We start from the raw sequence: 14,655 nt of genomic DNA on the forward strand, positions 1-14,655 counted from the left end.
TTTCCATCTGCTGTTTCTTTGTGTATGTGCAGGGGTGTAGCCTGATTCTGCGTCGGTAGTACCCGCCTGGCGTTTAATCCTTTAATGCAGACGCTTGCCAGGCCGGGCGGAACCCCGGCCTTTCTGTATTGCGGGAGGGGCGCGATACCATCCCCTGTACTATCTTGCACAATACGGTGAGGCGGGCTAAACCATGTTACCGCCAGGAGCCAGTGTACAGGCACTTATTGCCTTTCGCGCCAATGACTGCGAGTTGCTACGCGGAGTTTACCGGACTGCTGCACAGGCTGCTGGCACGGGCGATAACGTAGCAGGTGTCTGACGGAATCACTCCCACTTTCTTACGTCGCTATTTTCAAGCTAGACAGCAGCAATACCATGGGGATTTGTTCCCTGCCCGATGGGAGATGGTAACGGTCCGTGCCCCTGAATTGACAGCGGAGAAAAAGATGAATGGAGCAGCAAGAGCCAAGTACCTTTCCATTGCCCTGGTTGTCATTGGCCTGATTTTTATCTTCGCTGTCTATCCCATGATGACGTGGATATCGCCCTCGGGTTGGCGCTGGATGCCGCCGCAGCCTGAATATGAACAGATCTTAATGGGAACCTACGCAACGCTGGGCATATTCCTGATTCGGGCTGCAAAAAATCCCACCGCCAATGCGAGCCTGATCTGGTTCACGATCTGGTCAAACCTGGTGCATGCCACCATTATGTTGTTACAAGTGCTGGCCGACCCAACCGAGCGGGCTCACCTGGTTGGCAATATCCCGACTTTTTATGTGGTAGCGGGCGTTCTCTGGTATTTGATGCCCAGCCGTGGCTTGAAAAATCAACAGGTCAGCGACAATCCCTGAGAAGCAGTGATCTCTTGATTATACGCGACAATTGATTCGCGCTATAAGACCGATAACAAGGTCTAATTTCCCGTTGATGGTGTACCCCGATACGCTTTGTTTTCGTAACAGAGAACACCGGCGGGGTAAGCGATCCAATGAAATATCTTCCTTTATTTGCATTTACTATCGGTCTGATAGGGGGTGCCAATGCAGAGACACTCACCCGTGATAATGGCGCTCCTGTGGGCGATAACCAGAACGCGCAGACAGCGGGGGAAAATGGCGGCAACCTGCTACAGGATGTGCAGCTCATACAAAAATTGCAGCGTTTTGCCCGTGAAAGAATTCCGGAGCGGGTCGTTCATGCGCGCGGTACCGGGGTCCATGGTGAGTTTGTGCCGACGGCGGATATCAGTAACCTGACTCGCGCAGCGGTATTTGCACCCGGTAGCAAAACCCCGGTGTTTGTGCGCTTCTCCACCGTTATCCATTCGAAAGGATCCCCGGAAACCCTGCGTGATCCGCGTGGTTTCGCCACTAAATTTTATACCGAAGAAGGAAACTGGGATCTGGTCGGTAATAATCTGCCGGTATTTTTTATTCGCGACGCGATTAAGTTCCCGGATATGGTCCACTCACTAAAACCCTCACCGGTCACCAACCAGCAGGACCCCAATCGCTTTTTTGATTTCTTCCGTCATGTTCCGGAAGCCACTCATATGCTGAGCTGGGTATATTCCGATTACGGAACTCCGGCAAACCTGCGCCAGATGGACGGTTGGGGGGTGCATGCTTACAAGCTTGTGAATGAGAAGGGCGAGGTTCACTATGTAAAATTTCACTGGAAATCCCGCCAGGGCATCAACAACCTGACCGCTGAGGAGGCAACGGAAATCCAGGCGAAAGATTTCAGTCACGCTACTTCCGATATGTACACGGCGATTGAAAAAGGCGATTTCCCCCAGTGGGACCTGTACATAAAAGTATTGAACCCCGCGCAATTGGAGGACTTTAATTACAATCCGCTGGATGCCACCAAAATGTGGTTGGATGTGCCAGAGACCCAGGTTGGCACCATGACCCTGAACCGAATGCCCACAAACTTCTTCCAGGAAACTGAGCAGTCTGCTTTTGCCCCGGCCAATACAATACCGGGTATCGAGCCCTCTGAAGACCGCCTGCTACAGGGACGTGTTTTTTCCTACTCCGATACGCAGATGTATCGACTCGGCACAAATCATCAACAGTTGCCGATCAACCGCCCCCGTGTGGTAGTGCAGAACTGGAATCAGGATGGTGCGGGCAATTACGGTCAGCAAACGTCGGAGGTGAATTACCAGCCGAGCCGTATTGACGCACGAAAGGAAGATTCTAAAGGTCTTTACAGCAGCAAGCCACTGACCGCTAGCACACAGCAAAAAGCAATTGAGAAAAAGCTTCCCTTTGCCCAAGCCGGCGTTTTTTATCGCGGCCTAAGTCCGAAGGAGCGTCAAAACCTGATTGAAAACCTCGCGGGAGATCTCGGCAAAGTGCGCGATGACAACACCAAACACATCATGCTGAGTTATTTTTACCGGGCCGATAGGGACTACGGCGAGCGTCTGACCAAAGCTGTGGGCGGCGACTTGGATCAGGTCAGGAAAGTGGAGCCATGAGATCGGTTTTTCTCATCGTCTTTTTTGTCGCTTTAGGGGCTTTTGCGCAGGAACCGGCTGATAAAGATGCTGGCTTTGCCCAGCTTTCCCAATACTACTTTGCCGCAGCCCGTATCGGTGATACCGATGTGTTGCGGGAATTCTCCCGGGCGGGTTTCCCTCTGGACCTGAAAAACGCCAAAGGCTACACGGCGTTGATGATTGCCACCTATAACGGCAACGGGCCGGCGGTGGACTACCTTTTGGCGCGAGGTGCGGATGCCTGTGTGAAGGACCGCCGGGGCAACACTGCCCTGATGGCCGCAATATTTCGCGGGGAGTTCGCCATTGCCCGCACCTTGCTTAAGCAGGATTGCGATACCGCACAGGCCAATAAAGCCGGCCATAGCGCAGAGGATTTTGCCCGCGTGTTTGGGCGCGAGCGGGTGGCGCAGTTACTCGAACAGCGCCGCATGACACCTGAGGGCTGACCAATGACGCGCCGACTAATCGTATTCTCCCAAGGTGCCAAAAGCGTCTCCTCAAGGAGATTCAGTGGAGCCTGTTACATCAACAGATGACTGCTCAATCAGTGTTTGTCCCCGCCCCCGCCCCCGCGTTAGCATAGCCAACTGCAATTCAGCTGGTACCCGTTATGCCCCAGAACCCCCATCCCTACGAAGCGCTGACACCGGATGTGGTCATTGACTGTGTGGAGCGCAGCGGGCTGATTTCCGATGCGCGGATTTTCCCTCTCAACAGCTACGAGAATCGTGTTTACCAGGTGGGCATTGAGGACAATGAACCGCTCATTGCCAAATTCTACCGCCCCGGCCGCTGGAGCGACGCACAGATACTGGAGGAGCACCAGTTCACCCTGGAGTTGGCGGCAGCGGAGATTCCCGTAGTGGCGCCGCTGCAATTTGATGGGCATACCCTGCTTGAGTTCGCCGGATTCCGCTTCGCCCTGTTCCCCCGCCGCGGGGGGCGCCAGTTGGAACTGGACAACTTCGATCACCTGGTGCAGGTGGGAACCATGCTCGGGCGCCTCCATGCGACCGGCAGTGCAACGCCATTTATCCATCGCCCCGCCCTGACCCTGCAGCACTTCGCCATTGACAGCCGCGAATTTATCCTGCGTGGAGACTTTTTACCCCCGGAAAACCGCGAGGCCTACGCCACAGTGACCGGTCATATCATCGAGCAGGTGGCACCGCTGTTTGAGCGCGACTGGGACCTGTTGCGCCTGCACGGTGACTGCCACAGCGGCAACTTTTTGTGGCGCGATGACATCCCCTGGTTTGTGGATCTGGATGACTGCCTGATGGGCCCGGCCATCCAGGATATCTGGATGCTAATCTCTGGTAATCGCGCCGAGCAGACTGCCTATCTGGATGTGGTGCTGGAAGGCTACGAAACCTTTTATCATTTTGATCCCCAGCAATTACAACTGGTGGAGCCGTTGCGCTGCCTGCGCCAGATGCACCACGCCGCCTGGCTCGCGCGGCGCTGGCGGGACCCGGCGTTTCCCCAGGCATTTCCCTGGTTTAATACCCCCCGCTACTGGGCGGAGCATATACTGGCGCTGCGCGAGCAGCAGTCGGCGTTGCTGGAGCCGCCACTGACACTGGGAGCGGTCTAATATGGAAAAACCCCCTATGGACGCTATTTGCGCTGAGACTGACACGGACCTGTTGTGGGAGAGGATTCGCACCGAGGTGGCGCTGCAGGTCGAGCGGGAGCCGATTCTGGCCAGTTTCCTGCACGCCACCATTTTAAATCACAGTACCCTGGAGGCCGCGCTCAGCTTTCACCTGGCCAACAAGCTGGATAATGCCGTGGCGCCGGCGCTGTTGATCCGCGAGGTGATCGATGAGGCCCTGGCCGCGGACCCCGGTATTGGCACCGCCGCGCGCGCAGACCTGAAGGCCACCTATCTGCGCGATTCCGCCTGCCATTCCCCTTGCGAGCCCTTACTGTATTTCAAGGGGTTTCACGCCCTGCAGGTGTATCGGGTAGCCCACTGGCTGTGGCAACAACAGCGCCGCTCGCTGGCGATGTTCCTGCAGCACCGGGTGTCAGTGGTTTTCGGTGTCGATATTCACCCGGCCGCGCAGATGGGGGAGGGCATACTGCTGGACCATGCCACCGGCATCGTAATCGGCGAAACCGCGGTGGTGGAGCACAATGTCTCCATCATGCAGTCAGTGACCCTGGGGGGTACCGGTAAGGAGACTGGCGACCGCCATCCGAAAATCCGCTGCGGAGTCCTGATCGGCGCCGGCAGCAAGGTGCTCGGCAATATCGAAGTGGGAGCCTGTGCCCAAGTGGCCTCTGGCAGTGTGGTGCTGAAGCCAGTGCCGGAGAAAACTCTGGTGGCGGGTGTACCGGCCGGGATAGTAGGGCCGGCGACCTGCGCTCAGCCGGCCATGTCGATGGATCAGTGCGCGCTTTCGGCAGCGGAAAAATAGCAGATTTACGCCCGTTTACATATTGCGCAGGGGGCTTTCTGCTTCTGGGGAAGTGATTAATTGGAACTATCCTTGTATCCATGAAATACAGTCTCAGCGCCAAAAACCTCGTTTGCCGGAACCTTGAAACCTATGCCAGCTATAAAGCGGGCCTGATCAGCCCCGACCACACGCGGGAAATTACCGGCATAGTGCGCAGTGACAGTGGACTGTTGTCGGACAGGCTCAACCAGGTGGTCTCCAACACGGTGATGCCACCGCGCATCCTGCAGCGTTTTGCGGTGGACTACTTTGCGGAGCGCCACAGTCCCTTCACACTCTGGCACAGTGCCACCAAGCCACTCGATGAGCGTGCGCTGGTACAGTTGGGTCTGCACAGAGAGCCATCCCAGGTGGCGATGGCGGCGGAGGTACAGTTCCTCACACCGGATTCGGCCTTGGCGCCGGAACTGCGCGAGCAGTTAACCTTCTCCCAAGCGAAAAAGGAAGGCCTGTGCGACTATGCCCAGGTGCAGGCGGCGGAGTGCGGCAGTACCCGGGAGGCGGCGCAACTGAAAAAGTTTTATGGCGCGCTGGTGGATATCCCCGAGCAGAGGCGCGCGCGCTTGCGGTTTTTTTTGGCCCGGCTGGATGGCTGTGCGGCAGCGGCGGGTTGTCTGTTTGCCTCTGCCGATGCCCTGGGTCTGTACGACCTGGTGACCCTGGAGGACTACCGGGGGCGGGGGATCGGCCGCGCGCTTTTCTGCCATCTGCTGGAACAGGCCCAGGCCAGCCACCACCGCAGCCTGGTGGCACTGGTGCCGGCCGACCGGCAGCAGCTGCCGCTGGATTGTGGCTTTTTTGCCGTAGGGGAGGTGGCGTGCTATTTGTACAGGCCCTAGTGCCTTGGGAAATCAGGCGCGCGCTATGGGGAAGGCGATCACTTCCTCGATAGACCCGTAGCCTCCCGCCAGCATCATTAGGCGATCCACACCCAGTGCGACGCCGGCACACTCCGGCATCCCCGCCTGCAGGGCCAATAGCAGGCGTTCGTCGAATGGGGGTGTGGGGCGGCCGCGGGTCCGCCGGTACTGGAGGTCCGCTTGAAAACGGCGCAGTTGCTCGGCACTGTCGGTCAGTTCCCAGTAGCCATTGGCCAGTTCCAACCCACCCACATAGGCCTCGAAACGGCGCGCCACAGGGGTGCCCTGTTCGTCGGCAACCACCTTGGCCAGCGCGGCCTGGTGTGCGGGAAAGTCATGCAGCAGGGTGATGCCCTCACCCATGGCGGGCTCCAGGCGGTGGCTCATCAACAGGTCCAGGCACTCGGCCCGATCCGCCGGTATAAAGGACAGCGCGATTGTCCGCCTGACGCAGGCGGCCAGTTCTTTGTCACTGGCGCTGTGGGGGTCCAGTTGCAGCTCGCGCAGAAACAGCGCGCGATAGCTCAGGGTTTGCACCCGGGATATACCCAGTAGCAGGCCCAATAATTCGGCTACCTCTAGCATCAGCCTGCGATCATCCCAGCCGCAACGGTACCACTCCAGCAGAGTGAATTCCGGGTTGTGGCGACGGCCGGCCTCGCCCTGGCGGAATGCCTTGCCCAGGGAGTAGCAGTCACCCATGCCTGCGGCCAGCAGGCGCTTGAGGCCAAACTCCGGGCTGGTGGCCAGGTAGGTGGAGACACCGCTGTACTCCGCAGTGATGGATTCGATATGGGGGTCGCTGGTGGCGCGCTGGGACAGTACCGGCACCTCGACTTCCAGCACCCGACGCTGGTAGAAGAAATGGCGGATTTTGGCCAGAAGTGCGGCGCGTTGGCGCAGAGCCTCGATAGTGGCGCTGGGGTGCCAGTGGTCTGCAGTCATAGAAACGGCTCTGACAGCGAGCGGTTGGCACCGCTCACAACGGGTGGAGGGAGCTTACTCTTCTTTGGCACGGCCCAGGTATTCACCGGTGCGGGTATCCACCTTGATGGTTTCACCAATTTCCAGAAAAAGGGGTACCTTGACCACGGCGCCGGTTGCCAGGGTGGCTGGCTTGGTGCCGCCCTGGGCAGTGTCACCGCGCACGCCCGGATCGGTATCGGTGATTTTCAGGATCACATGGTTGGGCGGGGTGACTGCCAGGGGCGCGCCGTTGTACAGGGTTACGGTGTACAGGTCCTGCTCTTTGAGCCACTTGGCCGCATCGCCTACGGCGTCGCTGCTGGCCTGGTGCTGCTCAAACGTTTCCGGCTCCATGAAGTGAAAGAACTCGCCGTCGTTATACAGGTATTGCATCTCGCGATCCATGACGTCGGCGGCTTCCAGGCTTTCCCCGGAGCGGAAGGTGCGCTCCCACACACGACCGGTTTTCAGGTTGCGCAGCTTCACCCGGTTGAATGCCTGGCCCTTACCGGGTTTGACGAATTCGTTTTCCACAATAGAGCAGGGATCGCCGTCCAGCATTACCTTGAGACCGCCCTTGAATTCGTTGGTGGAGTAACTAGCCATATATGATCGAGCCTTTTAGAAGTCTATAGCGAATAGTTTTGTTGTGATTTAACCGTATTCCGGCAGTCTCGCGTCAGCAGGGAAGCTGCAAGTCCCAGGCAAGTCAACGCTTTCGGGAAAACGCTTCAATTCTGGGCAGGGTAAAAACAGGGTCTGCCCGTGTAGTTGATCGGGGATTATACAGCAGCGATAGACGTTGAACGAATCCATAAGGCTGCGAGGCCGATGGTTTTCTGCGCTTGGTGCGGGTAACGGGCTGTGCGCTGTGGTCACGACAGGGTGCATTGCCGCTAGCTTCAATTGTTATTATCCCGTATTGCGCATTCCCGCCGCGATGCCGGCGATGGTGACCATCAGTGCGCTCTCCAGTACCGGGTCGCTTTCGCGATCGCGCAGGCGCGCCATCAATTCCGCCTGCAGCAGGTGGAGCGGATCTGTATAGGGGTCGCGCACGCGAATCGACCAGCGCATCACCGGGTTGTTGTCCAGCAGACTCTCGCGGCCGGTGAGCTGCTGCAGAGCGCGCACGGTACGGGACAGGCGCTGGCGCAGTTTTCCCCCGAGGCGGACCAGCGCTGCTTCCTGCGTAAGCCGCTCTTCGTACCAGCAGGCGACGCGGATGTCGGATTTGGCCAGTACCATCTCCAGCATATCCACCACGCCCTGAAAGAAGGGCCATTGCCGGTTCATAGTGCGCAGTAGGTCAATTTCGTCAGCGTGCTTCAGCGCGTTTTCCAGGGCCGTACCGGTACCCAGCCAGGCCGGCAGCATCAGACGTATTTGGGTCCAGGCGAAGACCCAGGGAATAGCGCGCAGGGTCTCCACACCGCCGTCCGGTTTGCGCCGCGCCGGTCGGCTGCCCAGTGCCAGGCGGCTGAGCTCGGTTTCCGGAGTGACTGTGCGCAGATAGGCCACCAGTGCGGGGTCGTCGCGCACCACCTCGCGGTAGCTGCGCACGGAACCCTCTGTCAGGCGATCCATTTGCCCGCGCCACTCCGGACGCGGTTCCGCCGGCGGCATCAGGGTGGCTTCCAGGGTGGCGGCGACATATTGTTCCAGGTTGTAGGCCGCCACGGACGGACGGCCGTATTTAAAGCGGATCATCTCGCCCTGTTCGGTGACGCGGATGCGCCCGGCCACTGAACCCGGCGGCTGGGATAGCAGCGCTGTGCGGGTGGGGGAGCCGCCGCGGGAAATGGAACCGCCGCGGCCGTGGAACAACGTCAGGGGGATGCCGTGGTTGCGGAAAATACCGCTGAGGGCTTCCTGGGCGCGGAACTGCGCCCAGGCCGCGCCCAGGAAACCGGCATCCTTGGCGGAATCGGAGTAGCCGATCATCACTTCCTGGCCCTTGAGCACGCGCTGCTTGTACGGCGCAATATTGAGCAGGGTGGCCATGGTGGCGGCGGCGTTGTTGAGGTCGTCGAGGGTTTCAAACAACGGCACAACGCGCATCGGCCGATGCACATTGGCGATCTTCTGCAACAGCATCACCGCCAGAACGTCTGAGGGCATTTTCGCCATGGAAATCACATAGGCACCGAGCCCCTCCGGCCCCTGCTCGGCTATCACCTTGCAAGTATCCAGCACTTCACGCACACCTTCGTCACAGAAATCCGTGTGATAGAAGGCCTCGTCCACCAGCGGTCGGCGGTTGTCCAGTTCGCAGAGCAGGAACTGCACCTTGCGGTCCTCCTCCCAGTTGGCGTAGTTGCCTAGGCCCAGATAGCGGGTGAGCGCATCCAGTGCATCAGTGTGGCGGGTGGATTCCTGGCGGATGTCCAGGCGCAATAGGGTGATGCCGAAGCAGTTGAGACGGCGCAGGGTGTCCCTAAGCTGCCCGTCGGCGATGGCGGAGAGGCCCACCGAGCGCAGGGAGCGGTCGATCAGGCTCAGCGCCTCAAACAGCTGCCGGCTGTTGTCGAAGCCCTCCCCCGCCGGTTGTGGGCGGCGTTTGAGGCGGGCCTCCACCTGTGCCCGGGTGGTGCGCAGGCGGTTGCGCACCCGGCGCAGCACCAGGCGATAGGGTTCGTGGCTGGGACCGGTGTGGGCCAGCAACTCTGTGCTGGCTTTGTGCATCGACAGGTCGGCGAGCAGGTTTTCCACGTCCCGCAGGTACAGGTCTGCGGCCATCCAGCGGGCCAGTAGTAACACTTCACGGGTCACGGCCGCGGTGACGTTGGGATTGCCGTCGCGATCCCCACCCATCCACGAAGCCAGGCTGATGGGCACCCAGTCCACTGGCATGAACGCCAGTCCCGCCAGGGCCAACTCCTCATCAATGGTACGCATAGCCTGTGGAACTGCTTGCCAAAGGGATTGTTCGATAGTGGCAAAGCCCCACTTGGCTTCGTCCACCGGTGTGGGTCTTGCGCGACGAATTTCATCCGTGTTCCAGGCGGAGAGAATCTGTTCGTGCAGGTGGCGGCGGAGTTCCTGTATTTCTGTTGGGGTGAGGTCCGGCCGGTCCAGGGCAGCGAGCAGGTCCGCAACGCGATCATACTTGCGTATCAGGGTGCGGCGAGTGACCTCTGTGGGGTGGGCGGTGAGGACCAACTCGACCGAGAGCTCCTGTAGTGTGGTGTGAATCTCCCTTTGGGTTATGCCGGTGTTTTTCAGTTCTGCGAGCACCTGGCGCAGGCTCTGGTCGGAATCCGGGTCGCCGGAGAAGCGCTGGTGCTGCCGGTGCAGGCGCTCGCGCTGGCGCTGCTCGGCGATATTGGCCAGGTTCAGGAACTGACTGAAGGCACGGGCAACTTCCAGCAGGGTTTCATCGTCAAGGGTGTCCAGCAGTTGGCGCAAACGGTCAACCTGCATTTCCCCTGTGCGGCGGCTTTCTACCGCCGCCTGTCGAACCGCTTCCACGGTCTCAAACAGCGCCTCGCCCGCCTGCTCCCGCAGCACCCGACCGAGTTCTTCGCCGAGGAGGCGGACGTCCTCCCGCAGTGGGCTATTTTGATCCTGGTTCACAAGTCTGTTTCTCCCTGACGAAATGCGGCGAATATCTTCGCATACTTTGGTCTTAATACGTCGGTACGGGCAATCGAGCGGGAACCGCTACTGTTTGTAACCCCCGGATTCTGTGTTTCAAGGGTTTCGGTTTGCAGACAGCGGTGACAAAAATGATTCGGGAGCAGGATAGGGAGGTTATGGGCTATAGCCAATAGGCGGTATTGGCTTTGTATTTTTCACCGGTACCGGTAGTACCTGGTTTCTGCCGGTTTCAGGATCGACAATGGAGCAGCGGCAAGGGCGTCACGCAACTGTATTCATAGGAGCACAACGGCCCTGCAGCCTATTCGGCGGCCGGGCCAATCAATACATGCAGGGCTTGGATTAATAGGCCGGTCGGCGATCCACCAATACCAGCCAGCCGCGGATCACGCGGTAGACTACCCAGATCCAGTTAATGGCGAGGATCACATAGCCCAGACCCAAAACCCACAGGGTGCAAACACCGACAATGGTCCACAGCAACCAGAACCAAAAGGTGCGGATCTGCCAACGGAAGTGGGACTCCGCCAGAGTACCGCGCACATCGCTGCGTTTAAAGTAGTTGATCAATACGCCGATAAATATTGGTACGGCAGTAAACAGGCTGATGGCCTGGATCAGATAAACCATGATGGCCAGATCGCGACCGCTCTGCTCACGGGCCTCCTGGGATCGTGTTGGGTACTGCTCGGACATGACATTGTTCTCTTTGAGGTTCAGAAAATATAGTGCGGCTTGCGAGGAACTTTTCAACCTAGCTGCGCTGGAGTGGCATTTTTGCGCGATGGCCGGATGTCGCTCTGCCCGACAGCAACTTGGAGAAGTGGACTATTTCAGTGCCTGCTCGGTGCGTATATTGCGCTCTCGCCAAGCCTTCAGCTGGCGCACGGACTCGCGCATAAGCTGCAACAACTCGGTGCGCTGCTGACGGCAGTGCTCGCGCTCGCTGTCGATAGACAGCTTGGCGGCAAGGCCGCGCAGGCGCGCGGCTACATTTTCCAGACCCACCTCGGCGGCTGCTTGAGCCAAATCCTGCGCCTGCTTTTCCGCATCGGGCCAGCGGCGCCCGGTCAGTGCACTGGTCAGGGATGTGATACGTTTGGGCAGGGCGGCTGTGCGATCACTGAGCAGTTCGCTAACAGTGGCAGGATTCAGGGTGTCCCGGTGACGGAACAGGATATTGGTGTTGAGCAGCCGCGCTGGCCGTGGTGCCGGCCTTACTCCCGAGGATTGATGGCATTGATGAGCCAATTTGGTCAATTGTTCCAGCTGGCTGTGGGGGACCGGGTGGGTCAGTACATCGGTAAAGCCACGGGCCTGGTAGTGCTCTTTATCACCGGAGTTGACACTTTGCAAGAGGGCAAAAATAGGCAATGTCGTGCCGCACTCGCGACGAATTTCCTTCACGGCCTCCACCCCGTCCACCACTGGCAGATGGATATCAATGAGGATCAGGTCAAATTTTTTCTGCCGAACGGCGTTACTGCCGTCGAGGCCATTGCACTCCCGTTGTACACAGTGGCCCATGGCCACCAACGCGGCCTGCAGGGATTCGTGCCGGCTGTTTTCCAACAACAGCACGGACAGACGTGTGTCGGTGCTGCCGGGGATTTCCCTGGGCAGCTCGAGTTCTACTGTTTCAACCTTGCCCAGCTTGCGCAAGTCATCCAGGGATTTTAGTGCAGTGCTCAATTGTCGTCTGCCGACTTCCACCAGGGCTTTGGTATTCTGGTCTTCACTGCTTGCCAACAGGTTCAGGGTGCCCTGTAAGGTGTCCAGCGGGTGCTGTAAATGGTGGCGGGCAATGGTGAGTAGGTCGGATTTTTCCTGGTGCAGTAACTCCAGGTCTTCGCGCGCTTCTGCCAGATGTCTTTTCAGGGTGGTAGATTCGCTTTTGCGGCTGCGGACCAGCTGCGAAAGTTGACGGTTTTGTGCGTTGAGCGTGGCGACGTGTTCCCGGTTTTCTCGCCTTAATCTGCGCAGTCTTAACATCCTGGAGATTGTAATAACACAAACCAGTAAAAGGGCCGTTGCCAGTGCGGCAAGCCACAGAATGGGCACCTGCTGATCGAGGGAGGGCAGTTCATAGGCCTGTGCACTGCCTGAGATCAATACCAGGCCGTAGCGTACTAAGTGAACCCGCGACATGGGCAGTAAAAAACACCAGGAGAAGGACCCCCGGTGAGAAACAGTTTTTTGCATCCTTGTAATCACTTTTGTCAGGGCGGGCTAAATCCTGCAGCCCGCAAGCTATTTTTCTCGAAATAGTTTGAACAACACCCCAAAAATACCAGACTGCTTGATACTGTAATATTGTGCAGAGCACAAGAAAATTTTTTGTACCAATAAGTGCAGTGGCAATAAAAGCACATAACTCTGCACAAACGCACTCTGTGATCCGCTGAATATTGTATCCCGATGTCTGTCCCTTGCGTTGTTGGCCGGGCAGGGATAAGTATCGTCTTAATCCCATTTCACGCCATCGGTTCTGTCGCTGTTTCAGGGATGGCACAAGAAGAAACCCCGAAGAGCATTGATGGATTGCGAAGTATTTTAATTTTCGGGCAATACTGCCAGGTCGGAAGGAAAGCAACCGCCTCTCCCTGTACGCTGTCATCGGCATCCATGCCTTATACGATCCTGGCAGAGTGGGTTTCTTCCCTCTGCCTTACTCACATGCATAGATCCTGATCGCGCTAGGGTTTACGGGGTTGGGCGCTATCCATGGAATGTTGGCAGATAAAACTACTTTGAGTCAGCGTCCCGTTGCCCCCTCATGGGCGTGCACTCGTGCAATGGCCCCTGCTGAAAGACTGTTTGGTAGAGCGAACCGCCACCTTTTATGCAAAAGCACGATAGGCAGATAAGACCAGTTTTGGTAGGAAAATTTCAGTCTTGTACGGACTGTACAGCAAGTTCGAAAAAAGTATTTGTCACTCCGGCTTCCCCGTGCTTTCAATGGGTGGCATTCATTTGAAAAAGCTGAGGTTGAAGGAATTTATCGCAGTTTTTATCGCCGGGTTGCTCATGTATTTTCAGTAGAGGATTGGCTCGGGAAAGCCAAGTGATGCCATCCAGTTAGGCTTTGATAGTGTACTCGTGGGAGGTTCAGTATCACAAAAATTTGTCAGTGGAATGCGCCCGGTTGTTCAAGGGCGCAATTTCTTTCTTAAAACCGCTATTTGCCACGTTAACGTAGATGCATTAAAAAATCCTGTTTCTTTCTGGATGTGTCACAAAAGTGCCAACTTAGATTACCGGTGGGATCCAGGCTGGAGCGACAGTTACCGAGAAATGGATCTTTGCTACTGCGCCCTGCCCGCAGCTTTCTATGGGCCTGGGCGTCAATAGAATCATCCGCTTGGCATTCTCCATGGTGTTCCCGATTCGGACTTCTGTATAGCTGAATTGTGCACTGAAAAATTTCAATTCTTTGTGGTAGATCTGGCGGTACTTGCACAGGTTGTTACTGCCAGAATAATTTGCCAAAAAAAGAGAAGCGGGATGAGCTAGCTCTGTGAGGGCGGTGCTCTGTATTTTTTACAGACCAGAGTGTCTGACAGTCGTAAAACGAGGGTAAGAAAAATAAGATTTCGAACCCGGTGCCAGGCGTCTGCACAAGTTTGTGGAGCTTCCGGGGAGGGCTGCCGACTTGTGCAGGGTCCCTGGAAAGTTGCGATCGGCAATGTCTATCGGTTATTTCCCGGCCTGCTGGTGCAGGAATTGATGTCCGGGTTTTTAGGGGATGTGGGTTGGTCAGGGGATTATTCACCATGGCCGCATCACAAGGCGGTATGCGCTTTGAGTGTTGTTTGTGCCATTGCCTTGCCGTCATGGGACGGTTTGTGCCTGTTAAATTCATTGCCTTTCCTTCCTTTTTTCGCGTTTCAGACAGTTGGTCAGAATTGTCAACCCTTCGTGCGGGTCTGCTCCCAGTGCCACGCAGTATTCGACAAACTCCACCAGGTCGATTTTGCGATCCTGCTCCATTTTTCCCAGCACCGAATGGTGCCGGCCCACGATTTTTGCCGTAGCGCGCAGAGAGAGACCCCGTTGTTCCCGCTGGTTTTTTAGCCAGCTACGGAGTTGGTCGTAAGCGGGTGAGTAGACAGAGGCTTTCATTGTCTCGATAGTAGAGACAATGGTAGAGTGTCGCGAATTTCGAGACGAACAGTGTGATAGCGCCGACAGTCAAGCGCTGTGAAAGGGCTCAATAAGCAGAGTGAGTCTCGGGACCTTGCCA

At 57.3% G+C, this 14,655-nt stretch carries 13 protein-coding genes; 6 read left to right on the top strand and 7 right to left on the bottom strand.

The features are described from left to right. Positions 1-449: 449 nt before the first annotated feature. The 6 genes from Q1A48_RS03015 (at position 450) to Q1A48_RS03040 (ending at position 5,825) form a co-directional block, all read left to right on the top strand. A complete protein-coding gene (locus Q1A48_RS03015; protein WP_299941023.1) occupies positions 450-857 on the top strand; it encodes a DUF6632 domain-containing protein in 408 nt (135 codons plus the stop codon). A 137-nt stretch (positions 858-994) separates the two neighbouring features. Continuing rightward, positions 995-2,494 (top strand): catalase, encoded by a 1,500-nt coding sequence (locus Q1A48_RS03020; protein ID WP_299941025.1) that lies wholly within the window; start codon positions 995-997, stop codon positions 2,492-2,494. Further along, a complete protein-coding gene (locus Q1A48_RS03025) occupies positions 2,491-2,964 on the top strand; it encodes an ankyrin repeat domain-containing protein (protein WP_299941027.1) in 474 nt (157 codons plus the stop codon). Before Q1A48_RS03020 ends, Q1A48_RS03025 begins: the two co-directional genes overlap by 4 nt. A gap of 164 nt (positions 2,965-3,128) precedes the next feature. Continuing rightward, positions 3,129-4,115: a serine/threonine protein kinase gene (locus Q1A48_RS03030; RefSeq protein WP_299941029.1), complete on the top strand. Its 987-nt coding sequence runs from the start codon at positions 3,129-3,131 to the stop codon at positions 4,113-4,115. 1 nt (position 4,116) lies between these two features. Beyond that, on the top strand, positions 4,117-4,944 hold the full coding sequence (gene cysE / locus Q1A48_RS03035) for a serine O-acetyltransferase (RefSeq protein ID WP_299941031.1): 828 nt from the start codon (positions 4,117-4,119) through the stop codon (positions 4,942-4,944). 80 nt (positions 4,945-5,024) lie between these two features. Beyond that, the gene (locus Q1A48_RS03040; protein WP_299941033.1) at positions 5,025-5,825 is read left to right on the top strand and encodes a GNAT family N-acetyltransferase; all 801 of its coding nucleotides are present in this window, start codon (positions 5,025-5,027) and stop codon (positions 5,823-5,825) included. A gap of 12 nt (positions 5,826-5,837) precedes the next feature. Here Q1A48_RS03040 and epmA read toward each other — a convergent pair whose 3' ends face one another. The 7 genes from epmA to Q1A48_RS03075 all read right to left on the bottom strand — a co-directional run bounded on the left by epmA (position 5,838) and on the right by Q1A48_RS03075 (position 14,534). Next, positions 5,838-6,791, bottom strand: a complete 954-nt coding sequence (gene epmA, locus Q1A48_RS03045; RefSeq protein WP_299941035.1) for an EF-P lysine aminoacylase EpmA — start codon at positions 6,789-6,791, stop codon at positions 5,838-5,840. Between the two features lie 54 nt (positions 6,792-6,845). After that, on the bottom strand, positions 6,846-7,418 hold the full coding sequence (gene efp / locus Q1A48_RS03050) for an elongation factor P (RefSeq protein ID WP_299941037.1): 573 nt from the start codon (positions 7,416-7,418) through the stop codon (positions 6,846-6,848). Positions 7,419-7,724: 306 nt separating this feature from the next. Then, positions 7,725-10,388, bottom strand: coding sequence for a phosphoenolpyruvate carboxylase (ppc, locus tag Q1A48_RS03055; RefSeq protein ID WP_299941039.1), 2,664 nt, complete (start codon positions 10,386-10,388; stop codon positions 7,725-7,727). 366 nt (positions 10,389-10,754) lie between these two features. Beyond that, positions 10,755-11,108: a hypothetical protein gene (locus Q1A48_RS03060; RefSeq protein WP_299941040.1), complete on the bottom strand. Its 354-nt coding sequence runs from the start codon at positions 11,106-11,108 to the stop codon at positions 10,755-10,757. 132 nt (positions 11,109-11,240) lie between these two features. After that, the gene (locus Q1A48_RS03065; RefSeq protein WP_299941042.1) at positions 11,241-12,614 is read right to left on the bottom strand and encodes a response regulator; all 1,374 of its coding nucleotides are present in this window, start codon (positions 12,612-12,614) and stop codon (positions 11,241-11,243) included. 272 nt (positions 12,615-12,886) lie between these two features. Next, positions 12,887-13,039, bottom strand: coding sequence for a hypothetical protein (locus Q1A48_RS03070; RefSeq protein WP_299941044.1), 153 nt, complete (start codon positions 13,037-13,039; stop codon positions 12,887-12,889). 1,231 nt (positions 13,040-14,270) lie between these two features. Then, the gene (locus tag Q1A48_RS03075; protein WP_299941046.1) at positions 14,271-14,534 is read right to left on the bottom strand and encodes a helix-turn-helix transcriptional regulator; all 264 of its coding nucleotides are present in this window, start codon (positions 14,532-14,534) and stop codon (positions 14,271-14,273) included. Positions 14,535-14,655 lie beyond the last annotated feature (121 nt).

Origin of the sequence: uncultured Microbulbifer sp. (assembly GCF_947489355.1) — a bacterium.
Lineage (GTDB): Bacteria > Pseudomonadota > Gammaproteobacteria > Pseudomonadales > Cellvibrionaceae > Microbulbifer.